The organism is Jeotgalibaca arthritidis, from assembly GCF_011100465.1.
GTDB classification, from domain to species: Bacteria; Bacillota; Bacilli; order Lactobacillales; family Aerococcaceae; genus Jeotgalibaca; species Jeotgalibaca arthritidis.
In genome coordinates this window covers 675872-688959 of the sequence record NZ_CP049740.1, presented here as the reverse complement: position 1 = coordinate 688959, position 13088 = coordinate 675872, and the positions used below count along the sequence as shown (strand labels likewise).

Genomic DNA, 13088 nt, shown 5'->3' with positions numbered 1-13088 from the left:
TTATGAGGGTGAGTGGGAATAATGCTGATACTTTTGAATGCGACGGGTGGAAAAGAGTCACAAACGCATGCCACTGGGTTCATACTGTGGGATGAACCAGAATTCGTGTTCCATCGTGCACATACCACCGTATGAGTCAGAATTCGTGTTCCATCATGCACGTATCACTGTATGAACCAGAATATGGTGGTTTCAAGTTTATTCTACAGTACTCACCCCGTGGGGTGAGTTTGTAGCCACAAAATTTGTGTGCAACCACTTGCCCAGCTGTTTTGATGAAAATCTCGTGGAGATTTTCGACATCCTCTCAAAGCACAATAAGGAAGGCGAGCCAACGCTCGCCGGATTGGAAGATAAGATCAAAAAGCGGATGCTTTTTCATTTTTATAAGTTCTGTAATATTTAGAATCTAGATTATTTATTCTGGTAAACTCCTTACTTATAATTCCCAAAATGTGGGCCCACGCCTGTGGCTCCTTGTAGTTCTAGTAGTTGGGAGACAGTGACGAAGGTATAGTCTTGGTTTTGGAGATTGGTTAAGATCGTTGGTAGTGCTTGAGCTGTTGCATCATGGATATCATGTAACAAGATGATAGAACCGGGTACGGTTTGTGACGTAACCATCTGATTAATCGCTACTGGATCTTGCGATTGCCAATCAAGTGAGTCAACAGACCACATAATGATTTTCTGACCATAGTTGACTGCTTGGTTAATGACGGAACTATTATACGCGCCATATGGTGGTCGGAACTGTGTTGGATAATACCCGATAATGTCTTTGATGCGCTCGTTTGTAAAGGCGAACTCATTTTGCAGTTGGTCTTGTCCAATTACGGTTAAGTCAGCATGTGTTTGACTATGAGTACCCACTTCATGACCTTCTTGGGCGACTTGTTGGACTAAGTTTGGATAGAAATCGACTTGGTTCCCCAGCATAAAGAAGGTGGCCTTTGCATTAAAAGTTCTTAGGGTTTCCAAAACTTGTTCGGTTACTTTTGGATGGGGACCATCATCAAAAGTAATCGCTACATATTTACCATCTACCTGTGGTCCGGCAGACGGAGGTGGTGTAGGCACGGTGGCTATTTCACCAGATGGTTCTTGATCTTCTGGTTCTTCGGGTTCCTGTTCCTCTTGCTCGACGGATGTTTCTGGCTCTTCAACCACTTCAATCTGTAAGATGTCATGCGCTGTTGTGGTTAAGAGGTGCTCGATTTCGGCGAGTGGGACCTCGATTTGAATATTTCCGACTGCTCCAATGGCGATTTCGTATTTGTCCCAGTAAATCGTAAGTGCATCTTTGGTTATTGTCCATTGTAGCTGGTCGATCTGTTTGAGTGAGTCAGTCAGGGCGTCTTCCCTAAGGTTTTGCTGTAAGTTTTCATCAGCATTTAGTTTGTTGCGAATGAGCTCCTGGAAAGCTGTGTGGTTCTCGTTTTCTATATGAAGGAAATCATACAAGGTATACATTTTATCTTCGGCAATATTGATGACGAATGTTTTTGCTTCAGATATTCCATTAGCACCGCCGTTTATTTCATAGACATTAAAAATGATATTATACATCGTTTCTGAGAGGGGCAGCATCTCAAACGTAATGTTTAAATCTGCCGGTCGCTCAGAATTTGCAAATTCTTTTACATTTGCTATGAACGTTTCTTTTTTATTGGTGAGCCAAGTTTGTATCGTTTCTGTTAGTGGCTCGCTGTCTGTTGTGAGAGAGTGAATAGCATAGTGGTAAGTGTCTGTGTCCGCCGTTTGAATTTCGAGATGCAGACCGAGATAATTACTTTCGGCGACTTCGACTTGTTCGATTTCAGTCGAATCGGGTTCATCTGGAGTCTCCGGTTCTTCGGTATTTGGTACGTCTGCTTTAAAGAATGAGGGCAAAGTAAAGCCAACGATGAGTATAATAAGTGCTAAAAGACTGAAAAATATTTTTCCACGAGTTGTTAGTTTTTCCATGAATGAAAACCTCCCGAGTAATCGTGTCTATAATATCACTTAGAATTTTCGGAATCAATTCATAATATAAGTAAACAAAATTGAGTTTTATGCTACCATGAATGTAAGAAGATGTAGGTTGAGTGCTAGGAAAGAATGAAGTTGAGAGGAGGAGTGATTATCAAGAAAACAGTGGATAAGAAACGGATTGGAATTATCGCGATCATCCTATCGGTATTTGTACTTGGTGCAGCGTCATTATTGAGTAAGAATGTTCAGTCTGAATCCAATATTATTGGAGGAAGCGACGGACCGACGGATATCTGGGTTACAGATGAAGGAGAGTAATTGAGAAGATGAATAGAAGAGACAAAAATTAGTGTCTTATTTTCGATGGGAATCGAAGATAGGACGCTCTATTACTTTAATTCCCTCTTTCAGTAGTTAGACAAAAGATAGTTCGTGGCGAGGGTATGACCAATTCAAAAGATCGCATCAAAAAAGCGCACCGCTAAAAACGCAGTGAGCCTTGATTTAACAAGTTTTCTGCTCTTTTTGTGAGTTTGTCATACTTAGCATTAAGACAAGCTGGCACTTTCAAAATTATAAGCTATCCAGCGACGCATAATATAAATATTGTTCATTAATCACATTTATTTAGTTGCAGTCTTCTTTAATTGTTTTATCTTTGCATAAGCCTTTTCAGGCAATATCCCTATAACGATAAGACACAATCCAAGACCTAGTAACAATCCTAAAATAAAATCAGGTATATTTAAAAATCGATCTATAATAAGATAAATTGTTTGTAAAAGAATACCTACTCTTAATTCCTTTTTCATACTAAAAACCTCCATATCCAAATTAATATACTACATATTTATATACTAATGTTCATCAATTTATAGTTTTGAGTTTTACTCAATTCTTATTGTGACAAACTCGTTCTTCTTCGTTTAAATCTTATTTTAAATTATATCATAAACTATGATCCAGTAGCTTTTTAAAAAAGATGCAGATAAAAGCATTTTATTTTCAATCTTGTAGAATAAAATATCTGACTAATAGTTTCCATCCAGATATCGGTGTGATATTATATAGATAGCATAAAGATAGCACCTCTGATAGCAGTGATAGCAAAAGTGATATCAAGATGATTGAGATTTTAGAAGGACAATTAGCTAAAAAAGATGAACAAATTGAACAGATGCAAAAGCTACTCGATCAGCAGCAACAATTAACTTTACAAACCAATCAGCAAATACAACACCTCCAACTAGAAGAAACCAAAGAAACTGAAAAGAAATTAGAAGCTTTTGAGGAAAAAGAAGCCAAGAAAGGATTCTTTAGTCGTTGGTTTGGTTCTTGAAATAAAAAACTTGCCCCCTGCTGAAAAGCTAAGGGGGTTTTTTTATTGCCGTGCTTTAAAGTCGATACAGCTTCAATAAAATAGCTGTATCTTACAAAACACCATAAAAAAACCGTCAGAAAATATTCTGACGGTTTTAGACTATTCTGCTGCTCGTCCTAAGAAGGCATTTAGCATCCAGATTTGTTTGTCATATTCAGTTTTGTAACCAATTAATAAATCTTCAGTAACAGAGTCGCCAACTTCCGATGTCAGTTCAATGGCATCTACTAGAAGTTTCACAATAGCGTGAATATCGCTGATTGTATCGCGAACCATATCCATATCGGCTGTCTTTTTATTTTGAGGGTAATCTTCCAGAGCAGAATGTTCAATAAACTCTGTCATTGAGCTATAAGGCTGACCGTTGATTGCCAGTAAGCGTTCTGCGATTTCATCAAATACGCCCGTAGCATGTGTGTAGAGCTCCTCAAATTTTTCATGTAGGGTGAAGAAGTGAGAGCCTTTAACATAAAAGTGACGGTGATAAAGTTTAAATAGGTAAACAGCTTCTGTAGCGACCACTTTATTAACGATGTCTTGTACCTTTTTATTGTCTTCGTTTGATACATGTGGATGGGATGTGTGTTCCATAGTCATTCCAATTCTCCTCTCTATTAAACGTGTAGATTATCACAAGATAGTCTAGCTACCTTATAAGTATATTATATTGCTTCCAGATTGGATAAGCAAATCATTTGGCTGTTACTCAACAATGGTATTAATAGTCAACTTACTATCTAAAACTGTTGTGAAACGTAAGAATTCTAGCTATAATAAGTTTAATAGAAGTCACTCATGATTAGAGGAGGCCATTATGAAAACAAATGCCAAGCAAACAGACCGCCGTGTTATTAGAACGAAAAAAGAGATTTTAAATGCCTTAACAGAATTGTTAGAACAAAAAGCGATTGAGGAAATTACTGTTAAAGAAATAACAGACCTAGCAGGTATTAACCGTGGCGTGGGACATTCTATCTTCATTATATTGATAAGTTCGATTTATTCGAAAAGAGTGTAAATAAATTACTGCTTGAATTCCGTGAAATGGGAACCTTTATCATTTCAAAAGCAAGTACAAAAGATTCAGGTGAACAAAAAGAAGAAATTATCCAAAAAATTACGAGTGTATTTGAATATGTGAAAGAGAACCATCGATTTGTCAAAGCAGTGACAAGTAAAAATAGTAGTTACTCTTTCCACCATAAATTTAATGAAATTTTGAAGGATCACTTAGTAGGACTATTCGAATCGATTGATGGTTCCGTGCCAGCTGTTTATTTAGCTACGGCACTTTCGTATGCTTACCAAGGGCTGATTCAAACATGGATTCAAAATGATATGCAAGAAAGCAGTCGAGAGATGTCGGAGTATGCCTATCAACTCTTCCACCACTTTGAGACGAGCATGTTTAACGGTCAAGATAATTAAAATTAAACAAATAAAAAGAGAAGCTGTCGTAAAACAGCCTTCTCTTTTTTGCTAATAAAGGAGATGATTTACGATGGGGAAACAGACTGTTGATTTAACGTTAGTTGAAGACTTACTAAATAAGACACAAGAGGAAATCAAGAATATGACACCCGTCAATGTCATGCTCGTTGGAAAAACAGGTGTCGGGAAAAGTACCCTTGTTAACAACATATTTCGTGAAAAACTAGCAACAACAGGCGTTGGAAAGCCCGTAACGAAACATTTAAGACGTATTCAAAAAGAAGGCGTACCGATTGTCCTCTATGATACAAGAGGACTAGAGTTGAGTGAAACAGTCCAATCCGATGTTCGAAAAGAAATTATAACGACTATTAATGAAAAGAAGTCGTTAGGCATCGACCAAGCCATTCATGTCGCCTATTATTGTATCAATGCCAACAGCTCTCGCATTGAAGAAGCGGAAATTAATTTTATTAATGAATTAGCCCAGCTGTTACCGGTTATTGTCGTTCTCACACAAGCAATGGGTCAGCATGCAGAGGTATTTAAAACATATATTGATCAGTTGAATCTTCATATTGTCGGTGTCTTACCTATCATGGCAGAAACGTTTATCATTTCAGAAACAATGACCATTCCTCAGAGTGGTTTGAAAGAATTGATTGCATTAACGTTTGATGTTTTGCCTGAGGATAGCCGCAAAGCTTTTATTAATGCCCAACAAGTGGATATTGAGCGTAAGGCTAAGGCAGCCAGGCGTTGGGCGAGGAGCTATGTGGCAACAACGTTTGGTGTTGGCTTTGTGCCCATTCCATTTTCAGATGCTACCTTACTCGTACCGATGCAAATAACGATGATGTCACACATAACGGCTATCTTTGGCGTATCGCTAGATCGAGCAAGCGTGGCCACTATATTAGGAGCGATTGGTGGAACTAGCGGAGCCACTTATTTAGGCCGTTACATTGTATCGAATTTAGTGAAGTTAATCCCAGGAGCTGGAACTGTAGCAGGAGGTATTATAAGCGGAACGACGGCGTCCGTTTTAACATCAGCGCTGGCAATGAGTTACATTGAAGTGCTAACTTTAATGGCTAAGCGCGAATTGAAGGGAGAGGCTGTTAGTTTAAGTGAGATTAGCCAAGCGATGAAAGAGAACTTACAGTCAAGATTGAAAAAGCAGGAAACGAAAGAAGAACAATCAACTAATAAAGGATTTTTCACAAACCTTGTTGAAAAAATAAAAAGAAAGCGTCACAACCCTAGTTAAGTTAACTAGGGTTTTCTTTATTGATAATGATGAAAGCATATTCATGTTTAAGTTGTTAAAAATTGAACATACAAACCAATTTTGAAAAATATTGATTGTGACAATTTTGTTAGATAATATGATAATTCACAATCCAATTGATTTTAAATGCTGTTTTAACAACAATTTCAAAAAAGTTAGTTAAATCGGTTTGACAAAGTTATGAAAATGAGTTATCATAATATTGTGATTAGTTAATGTAACTAAACAAAAGGATTTTCAAAGGATGGTGACAAATATGTCAGTAGGAACAAAAAACTTCTTAAAAGAATTAGCACACGCAATCGCACTTTACGGTAAAGCAATCGAAAACGAACATAACTAAAAATAAATAAGAAAAAGGATGATGAATGATGTCAATCAAAACAAAAAAATATCTAAACGAATTAAAAAAAGCAATCGCTCTTTATGGAAACTCAATTAACAACAGCTACTAAACCAACTGCTCAAGAGGAGTTTCATAATGACAATTAAATTATTATACGACCAGAAGGAAGCCAAAGCATAAACTTTGCCTTCCTTCTTTTTGTTTCTTTATAGGAAATGGATTTTAACAAAGAGGGAAAGATCCTTACTAAATAACCATTATTTTAGTTATTTTCTTTTGTGAAAACGCTTGACAAGGTAATTCTTCTTGATTATGATAGGGGTGTAGTTTCCAAATGATGTTCAATCATTTCTTAATAGGAAACGATAACCAAACAGGAAAAGGAGAATTTATTAATGGAAACAGCTTACAAGACATATTACTCTCAAGGGCCAAAAGACATTAAACACCATTCTACTGAACAACTAAGAGAAGATTTTTTAGCAGAAGAAATTTTCACACCTGGAAAAATCGTTCTAAACTATACACATCATGACCGTCAAATCTTCGGTGGGGTAACACCTACAACGGAAGAACTTGAAATCGTTTTAAATAAATCATTAGGTGTTTCTTACTTCTTAGAAAGACGTGAATTAGGCGTTATCAATATTGGTGGTCCAGGGGCGATCATTATTGAAGGCAAAGAAGAAGTGATGAAGAAACAAGATGGCTTCTATATTGGAAAAGAAACAAAAGACCTACGTTTTAAATCAGATGATCCAAGTGATCCTGCTAAGTTTTATGTAGTATCTACACCAGCTCATAAAGTATACCCAACTGTAAAAATTGCAATCGATAACATTACACCAATGGTAACAGGTGATAGCAAAACGTTAAACCACCGTCGTATTTACCAATACATTCATCCAAATGTATGTGAGAGCTGCCAATTACAAATGGGTTACACCATTCTATCAGAAGGAAGCGCATGGAACACAATGCCATCGCATACACATGAGCGTCGTATGGAGACATACTTATACTTTGATATGAATGATGATACACGCGTTTTCCATATGATGGGCGAACCAACTGCTACAAAACACTTAGTAGTTGGAAACGAACAAGCGATTATCTCACCAAGCTGGTCTATTCACTCTGGTGTTGGAACAGCCGACTATACATTCATTTGGGCAATGTGTGGCGAAAACATTACTTACGATGATATGGACTTCATCCCAACACAAGACTTGAAATAATCTTACATCCGTTCAGGAGGAACTAACATGACAAACTTTAATATGGATTCATTCTCATTAAAAGGTAAAGTAGCACTTGTAACTGGTGCTTCATATGGTATCGGTTTTTCAATCGCAAGCTCATTAGGACAAGCAGGAGCTAAAGTTGTCTTCAATGATATTAACCAAGAATTAGTTGATAAAGGACTAGCAGCATACAAAGAAGCTGGCTTAGAAGCTTACGGATATGTTGCTGACGTAACAAATGAAGAGTCTATTACAGCTCTTGTTAAACAAATCGAAGAAGAAGTTGGCGTTATTGATATTCTTGTTAACAATGCAGGAATTATTAAACGTATTCCAATGACAGAAATGACAGCTGCTGAGTGGCGCCAAGTGATTGATATTGACTTAACAGGTCCATTCATTATGGCTAAGGCAGTATTACCTTCAATGATTGAAAAAGGTCACGGAAAAATTATCAACATCTGTTCATTAATGAGTGAACTTGGGCGTGAAACAGTAAGTGCTTATGCAGCTGCTAAGGGCGGACTTAAAATGTTAACGAAAAATATTGCTGCTGAATACGGTGAGCATAATATTCAATGTAATGGTATTGGACCAGGTTACATCGAAACGCCACAAACAGCACCATTACGAGTAGAGGGTCATCCATTTAATGACTTCATTATTGGCAAAACACCAGCTGCACGTTGGGGAACGCCTGAAGACTTAAAAGGACCAGCTGTATTCTTAGCTTCAGATGCATCAAACTTCGTAAACGGCCACATTTTATATGTTGATGGTGGTATTTTGGCAACATTAGGTAAACAACCGTAAGGAAGATTGTCTGATACACATAAAATAGGTTAGAATGGTAAGGACAGCTTAGATGTTTCATCTACGCTGTCCTCTTTTGTTAAAGAGGAAAGAGAGGGGGAGTTAGGATGGCTGAAACCACAGATAAGAAATTATATGGGACGGTATTAATTAAAGCAGATCTTATTTTAGAATACCTATTTGAATCAGATGAACCGCAAGCGCTAGCTAGTATTGCGGAAAATACCGGTCTGACAAAGTCAACAGCATCGAAAATTTTAGATACACTTGAACATATTGGTTATGTGATTAAAAACAAAAAGAATCGAACGTATTCGATTGGATTTAAATTGATTAAGTACTCCTCTAAAGAGATGAGTCGGATGGATTTGGAATCACATATCCATGATCAATTAGAAGCGCTTCATGATCACTTTGACGAGACAGTCCATTTAGGCGTTTATCAGAACGAAAAGATTGTGACAGTGAATAAATTCCAATCAAGTCGACCAGTTGTTTGTATTTCATCAGCAATAGGTGAAACAAAAGACTTGTATAGCTCTGGTATGGGGAAAGCTGTTTTAGCAGAACTCGATGATAAAAAGTTAATTAATTACATTAACAACCATGATTTTGTTGCGAAAACCGATAAAACAATCGCCAACACGCAAATGTTGCTATCTGAATTAGAAGAAATTCGTCAGCTAGGTTATTCCGTGGACGATGAGGAAAATGAAGAAGGCGTTTATTGTATAGGCGCTGCTATTACTAACACAACGGCAAGTGGTCAAAAGATCATTTTGGGCGCTTTCAGTATCAGTATTCCAATCTTTAGAGCAAATGATGAGCTATTGAAAGAATTGAGCCAAGCTATTTTACAAGTGAAGGAAACGATCAATGCTAGTTTTAACTAATGATGAGGAGTAACTATTTTGAAAATTTCCATAGTCAATTCAAACTAAGAATTATTGGCAGAAAAAACAATTTCTAAAGGTTAAAATAGACGATGCCATAGCAGAAACGATTATTTTCGTAGCTGGAAAAAATTGGCATTTTGAAATACCATCCGAGCAAAATTTGAGAAGTTATCCGCTTCATGCTTTTTCGGGCGAGAGACATTATATTTCAGTTGCAGTTCCAAGCGATGATGAAGTTTATGCTTATCGTAATTTAGCCTTTAATCCAATTGATCAAAATAAAAAAGAGGACGCCTATCCTCACGCTGTTGCTAACGTGGAAACACGTAATGAAGCAACATTCTTTCCAATCGATAAACGACTAGTGGAATGGGTTGAAATAAAAGAGCTCATCAAAGCAGACGATGAATCGCCATTTCCAGCTTTATCACAACTAGAAGTTTATGGAAAATACGTGAAATAGAACAAGAAAGCTGGGACTTAGTGTTCGAGCTTTCTTCTTAATTTAGAATAAGGAGGCAGTTAATGTTTGGTTTAGAAACAATTGAAGTTCTTATGCTAGTTTTAGCAGCAGTGATTGTCGGCTTTTCCAAGGCAGGGATTCAAGGTGCAACTATTCCAGCAGTAGCCATGTTAGCCTTAATTTTTGGAGGTAAAGAATCGGCAGGGATTATGTTACCCATGCTTATAGTAGGTGACCTAGTCGCTATTTTTAAGTATGGCAAACAAGGCAATATCCGTGATGTGGTTAAATTAATGCCATCAGCTATTGTCGGGATTGTCTTAGGATCAATGATTGGCAATAGGATGAATGACCAACAATTTAAGTTTATTTTAGGAATCATTGTACTCATTTGTTTGCTACTACTAGTCGTCCGCCACTTTCAAAAGCAAGTGGTTGAATTACCTGATAATAGACTGTTACACTGGCTTGTAGGCGTAGTAAGTGGTTTTTCATCCATGGTAGGCAATGCATCGGGTCCCATTTTTAATGTCTATATTCTTGCTCAGAATTTAAAAAAGGAATCAATGATTGGGACGACTGCTTGGTTTTTCTTCTTAATGAACCTATTGAAGGTTCCCTTCCATATCTTTTCATGGGGAACCATCACAATGGACAATATGAAGTACACCCTTTTTTCTGTTCCTTTTATAGGGATTGGCGCTCTAATCGGGATTTGGATTATCCGTCATATCAGTGAAACCACTTATAAATACGTCATTATGGTCATGACCGCTATTACGGCTATCAGATTATTATTATGAAAAAACAGTTCACATCCGCTAAGGCTGTGAACTGTTTTTGTTATCCCATAATGTTTCTACTTCTTCGGCAGGATCGACTTCTGGTCGATCTGGATTAAGTCTGGCTGCGCGGTGAACGTGGATTGCTTCTAAGATCGGCATCATCAGAGCGGCAATTAAACCACCCGCAAAACCATTGTTATAGAGATTGACGCCACCGTGCAAAAAGCCGACATTAACGACTAGTGTTAAATGCAACATACCCGCTATCATACCTACAAACGAACCGTATCGTCCCGTTATAGGGGATAGGGTTGTTGAAAATAGAACGGCGATAAGGATAGATGGTGACTGAATATCGTGTAGGGTAATGAGTGCCATCAAACTGACACCTAGCATGATGGGTGCAGACGTTAATAAATCTTTTCCGAATGCGCCAAAGCCTACGACACTAAAAATGCCACCAATTACTGGACCGCTTAATTCGCCTCCCAGCATTAAAATAAACACAGTAGAAAAGATACCTAACCATCCCATATTCATAATGGTTGCTCCAATTCCACCAATTTCAATGTAATCGGTTGAAAGTTGACCAGTATGACGATAGATTTCTTTTATTCCGTGGAAGGTCTTGTGGTTTAGAAAAAAGCCAAAGACAGATAAAACAGTAAAAAATAGAAGTAAGATAACGGCAAATGGGAAGGTATAGTCGGTTGAAATAATGGATACTGCGCCGACTTGCATACCAAAACTGCGCATCAAGGAAATAAAGATTGTTCCTACAAAGCCACAGGTAAAGCCAACATTATATAAACTAAAGCCTTTAGTAAAGGTAATAACATGTCCTGCTAGAGGCGGTAGAGAGAAACCAGCGATAAAGCCGGCGATAATTCCTAAAGCCATACCAAGAGGTAAAGGAAGTCCTTGGTTAAACGATAGCTCACTGACCAATGGACCGAGAGCTGTTCCGAATAGAGCAGCCAAAAGTGACTTTTCTAAAGGATTACGAGTAATCCAAGCATAAGCTAATGCCCCTGCCACAATCGGCATAGAATTATAGAAGTTTTTCCCAAAAAAGGAGAAGCCTGCTATTAGAAATAAGGCTGCGATAACAGGTCCATTTATTTTAGCTTTACAAAAATAAACAATGTATAAGGCCTGTAATGTCATGATAGCTGCATTCATCAAGGTTGCACCTGGACTAGTCAGTGCCATATAATCAGTCAGCAAGTTGGCGGGTGACCGCATAATCAGCCAAAAACCACTGAAAATCTCGCTAGGAGTGTTAAATAAAAATGCCAATGCGGCTAATAAAAAACCAAATAGTAAAAAAAGTTGATACTTGGTTTTTTCGGGTAGAGTCTCAAAGCCTGAATCCGACTCGGTAGGTATTGTCGTCATAATGTTCCTCCTGATTTTAGGGTAGGTAAGCGGACGGCATGTTAATAATTTTTTTTAGTTTAACAGAACTGATATAAAATTGGCAATACAATATAATGGCTTATTTTCTATTTATTTTTTACGTCAATATGGCGATTGTTTGGATCGTTTCACATAATTACTTGGTGAGCTACCATAATACTTTTTAAATAATTTACTAAAATAATAGGCGTCATCATAACCGATTAAGCGTGAGACTTCTGACACACTGATATCATCGGAAGATTCCATCATCGTTTTGGCTTTCTCTAGGCGGTAACGAATTAAATAATTAATCGGTGTATCACCTAATTGCTCTTTAAACACCCGTGAAATAGTTGCGGGACTTGAAAATAAGTCTTTAGCAATTTGATTGAGTGTGAGGTCTTTCGTATGGTTTAACTCGATGTAGTCTTTAATGTCGGTTACTAGTTGCTGACGTTTTTGTTCATCTTCGGATAGTAAGAGAGCCTTATCCTCTAGAGGTTGCGTCTCTTTATCTCTTAATAAATAAACCATTAACTTCAAAACGAGTGATTTTAAGATTAATTCATGACCATTTTTTCCTTCATGTCGTTCACGAACCATTTCCCAGCAGATATTGAAAAAGTCGTCGTGGTATTCTGATAATTGAACGCTTGTAGCATCTAATGGGAAATAATCACGTGGAAAACGGTCAATTGTAAAGTGGCGGATGCCAATGTGAAGTTGCTTATTACTTTTGCCTTCTGGAATATATTCATGGTGTTCCACACCTGGATTAAAGAGTAAAATCGTTCCAGCTTTAACTAGCTGTTCTTGACCGTGTATTTTATAAAAGGATTCGCCTTCTAATAGGACCGTCATTTCAAAAAAATCATGGTAGTGGTTCTTTCCAGAGTGAGGGCCAGTCGAATCAGCATCAAAGACATAGAGCACATCAGGGTTGAATGTTTTAGCTTTTATTGTGAGCAGTTTTCTCACCTCCTAGTCGTTTTTATTTCTTCATAAAGTATATCACGAATGTAAGCAGTTGCAATAAAGTTGATTGTGGTTTTGTCGAAGC

15 protein-coding genes are annotated in these 13088 nt (G+C 37.5%); 10 read left to right on the top strand and 5 right to left on the bottom strand.

What is annotated here, in order from left to right; genetic code table 11:
• Window positions 1-435: 435 nt before the first annotated feature.
• Window positions 436-1968: a polysaccharide deacetylase family protein gene (locus G7057_RS03470; protein ID WP_166161373.1), complete on the bottom strand. Its 1533-nt coding sequence runs from the start codon at window positions 1966-1968 to the stop codon at window positions 436-438.
• A gap of 141 nt (window positions 1969-2109) precedes the next feature.
• Between G7057_RS03470 and G7057_RS03465 the strand changes: the two genes are divergently transcribed.
• Window positions 2110-2295 (top strand): hypothetical protein, encoded by a 186-nt coding sequence (locus G7057_RS03465; RefSeq protein WP_156892245.1) that lies wholly within the window; start codon window positions 2110-2112, stop codon window positions 2293-2295.
• A 305-nt stretch (window positions 2296-2600) separates the two neighbouring features.
• On the opposite strand, the gene G7057_RS03460 is transcribed toward G7057_RS03465, so the two are convergent.
• Window positions 2601-2789 carry a hypothetical protein gene (locus tag G7057_RS03460; RefSeq protein ID WP_153833338.1) on the bottom strand — a complete coding sequence of 63 codons (189 nt, stop codon included), beginning with the start codon at window positions 2787-2789 and terminating at the stop codon, window positions 2601-2603.
• Between the two features lie 311 nt (window positions 2790-3100).
• Here G7057_RS03460 and G7057_RS03455 point away from each other — a divergent pair, with 311 nt between their 5' ends.
• Window positions 3101-3316 (top strand): DUF536 domain-containing protein, encoded by a 216-nt coding sequence (locus G7057_RS03455; RefSeq protein WP_083686868.1) that lies wholly within the window; start codon window positions 3101-3103, stop codon window positions 3314-3316.
• Window positions 3317-3457: 141 nt separating this feature from the next.
• On the opposite strand, the gene G7057_RS03450 is transcribed toward G7057_RS03455, so the two are convergent.
• Complete coding sequence (locus G7057_RS03450; RefSeq protein ID WP_227004642.1) at window positions 3458-3955, bottom strand: Dps family protein; 498 nt, start codon at window positions 3953-3955, stop codon at window positions 3458-3460.
• Between the two features lie 217 nt (window positions 3956-4172).
• Here G7057_RS03450 and G7057_RS03445 point away from each other — a divergent pair, with 217 nt between their 5' ends.
• The 8 genes from G7057_RS03445 to G7057_RS03410 all read left to right on the top strand — a co-directional run bounded on the left by G7057_RS03445 (window position 4173) and on the right by G7057_RS03410 (window position 10645).
• Window positions 4173-4376 carry a hypothetical protein gene (locus G7057_RS03445; protein WP_166161371.1) on the top strand — a complete coding sequence of 68 codons (204 nt, stop codon included), beginning with the start codon at window positions 4173-4175 and terminating at the stop codon, window positions 4374-4376.
• A gap of 26 nt (window positions 4377-4402) precedes the next feature.
• Window positions 4403-4786 carry a TetR-like C-terminal domain-containing protein gene (locus G7057_RS03440; RefSeq protein WP_166161369.1) on the top strand — a complete coding sequence of 128 codons (384 nt, stop codon included), beginning with the start codon at window positions 4403-4405 and terminating at the stop codon, window positions 4784-4786.
• Between the two features lie 73 nt (window positions 4787-4859).
• Complete coding sequence (locus tag G7057_RS03435) at window positions 4860-6059, top strand: YcjF family protein (protein WP_076768423.1); 1200 nt, start codon at window positions 4860-4862, stop codon at window positions 6057-6059.
• Window positions 6060-6821: 762 nt separating this feature from the next.
• Window positions 6822-7664: a 5-dehydro-4-deoxy-D-glucuronate isomerase gene (kduI, locus tag G7057_RS03430; protein WP_166161361.1), complete on the top strand. Its 843-nt coding sequence runs from the start codon at window positions 6822-6824 to the stop codon at window positions 7662-7664.
• A gap of 27 nt (window positions 7665-7691) precedes the next feature.
• Window positions 7692-8483, top strand: coding sequence for a gluconate 5-dehydrogenase (locus G7057_RS03425; protein WP_156892246.1), 792 nt, complete (start codon window positions 7692-7694; stop codon window positions 8481-8483).
• A 107-nt stretch (window positions 8484-8590) separates the two neighbouring features.
• Window positions 8591-9376: an IclR family transcriptional regulator gene (locus tag G7057_RS03420; protein ID WP_166161359.1), complete on the top strand. Its 786-nt coding sequence runs from the start codon at window positions 8591-8593 to the stop codon at window positions 9374-9376.
• Window positions 9377-9539: 163 nt separating this feature from the next.
• Entirely contained in the window at window positions 9540-9842 is a 303-nt protein-coding gene (locus G7057_RS03415; protein WP_193566097.1) for a hypothetical protein, read from the top strand.
• Window positions 9843-9904: 62 nt separating this feature from the next.
• Entirely contained in the window at window positions 9905-10645 is a 741-nt protein-coding gene (locus G7057_RS03410) for a sulfite exporter TauE/SafE family protein (protein ID WP_166161357.1), read from the top strand.
• Between the two features lie 18 nt (window positions 10646-10663).
• On the opposite strand, the gene G7057_RS03405 is transcribed toward G7057_RS03410, so the two are convergent.
• Together G7057_RS03405 and G7057_RS03400 are read right to left on the bottom strand one after the other, a co-directional pair.
• A complete protein-coding gene (locus G7057_RS03405; RefSeq protein WP_166161355.1) occupies window positions 10664-12025 on the bottom strand; it encodes a DUF1576 domain-containing protein in 1362 nt (453 codons plus the stop codon).
• A 123-nt stretch (window positions 12026-12148) separates the two neighbouring features.
• Window positions 12149-13006: a helix-turn-helix domain-containing protein gene (locus tag G7057_RS03400; RefSeq protein WP_166161353.1), complete on the bottom strand. Its 858-nt coding sequence runs from the start codon at window positions 13004-13006 to the stop codon at window positions 12149-12151.
• Window positions 13007-13088 lie beyond the last annotated feature (82 nt).

Coding starts and splice junctions, on each gene's coding strand:
- G7057_RS03470 (WP_166161373.1), bottom strand. CDS start 1,968: ATGGAAAAACTAACAACTCGTGGAAAAATATTTTTCAGTCTTTTAGCA.
- G7057_RS03460 (WP_153833338.1), bottom strand. CDS start 2,789: ATGAAAAAGGAATTAAGAGTAGGTATTCTTTTACAAACAATTTATCTT.
- G7057_RS03455 (WP_083686868.1), top strand. CDS start 3,101: ATGATTGAGATTTTAGAAGGACAATTAGCTAAAAAAGATGAACAAATT.
- G7057_RS03450 (WP_227004642.1), bottom strand. CDS start 3,955: ATGACTATGGAACACACATCCCATCCACATGTATCAAACGAAGACAAT.
- G7057_RS03445 (WP_166161371.1), top strand. CDS start 4,173: ATGAAAACAAATGCCAAGCAAACAGACCGCCGTGTTATTAGAACGAAA.
- G7057_RS03440 (WP_166161369.1), top strand. CDS start 4,403: ATGGGAACCTTTATCATTTCAAAAGCAAGTACAAAAGATTCAGGTGAA.
- G7057_RS03435 (WP_076768423.1), top strand. CDS start 4,860: ATGGGGAAACAGACTGTTGATTTAACGTTAGTTGAAGACTTACTAAAT.
- kduI (WP_166161361.1), top strand. CDS start 6,822: ATGGAAACAGCTTACAAGACATATTACTCTCAAGGGCCAAAAGACATT.
- G7057_RS03425 (WP_156892246.1), top strand. CDS start 7,692: ATGACAAACTTTAATATGGATTCATTCTCATTAAAAGGTAAAGTAGCA.
- G7057_RS03420 (WP_166161359.1), top strand. CDS start 8,591: ATGGCTGAAACCACAGATAAGAAATTATATGGGACGGTATTAATTAAA.
- G7057_RS03410 (WP_166161357.1), top strand. CDS start 9,905: ATGTTTGGTTTAGAAACAATTGAAGTTCTTATGCTAGTTTTAGCAGCA.
- G7057_RS03405 (WP_166161355.1), bottom strand. CDS start 12,025: ATGACGACAATACCTACCGAGTCGGATTCAGGCTTTGAGACTCTACCC.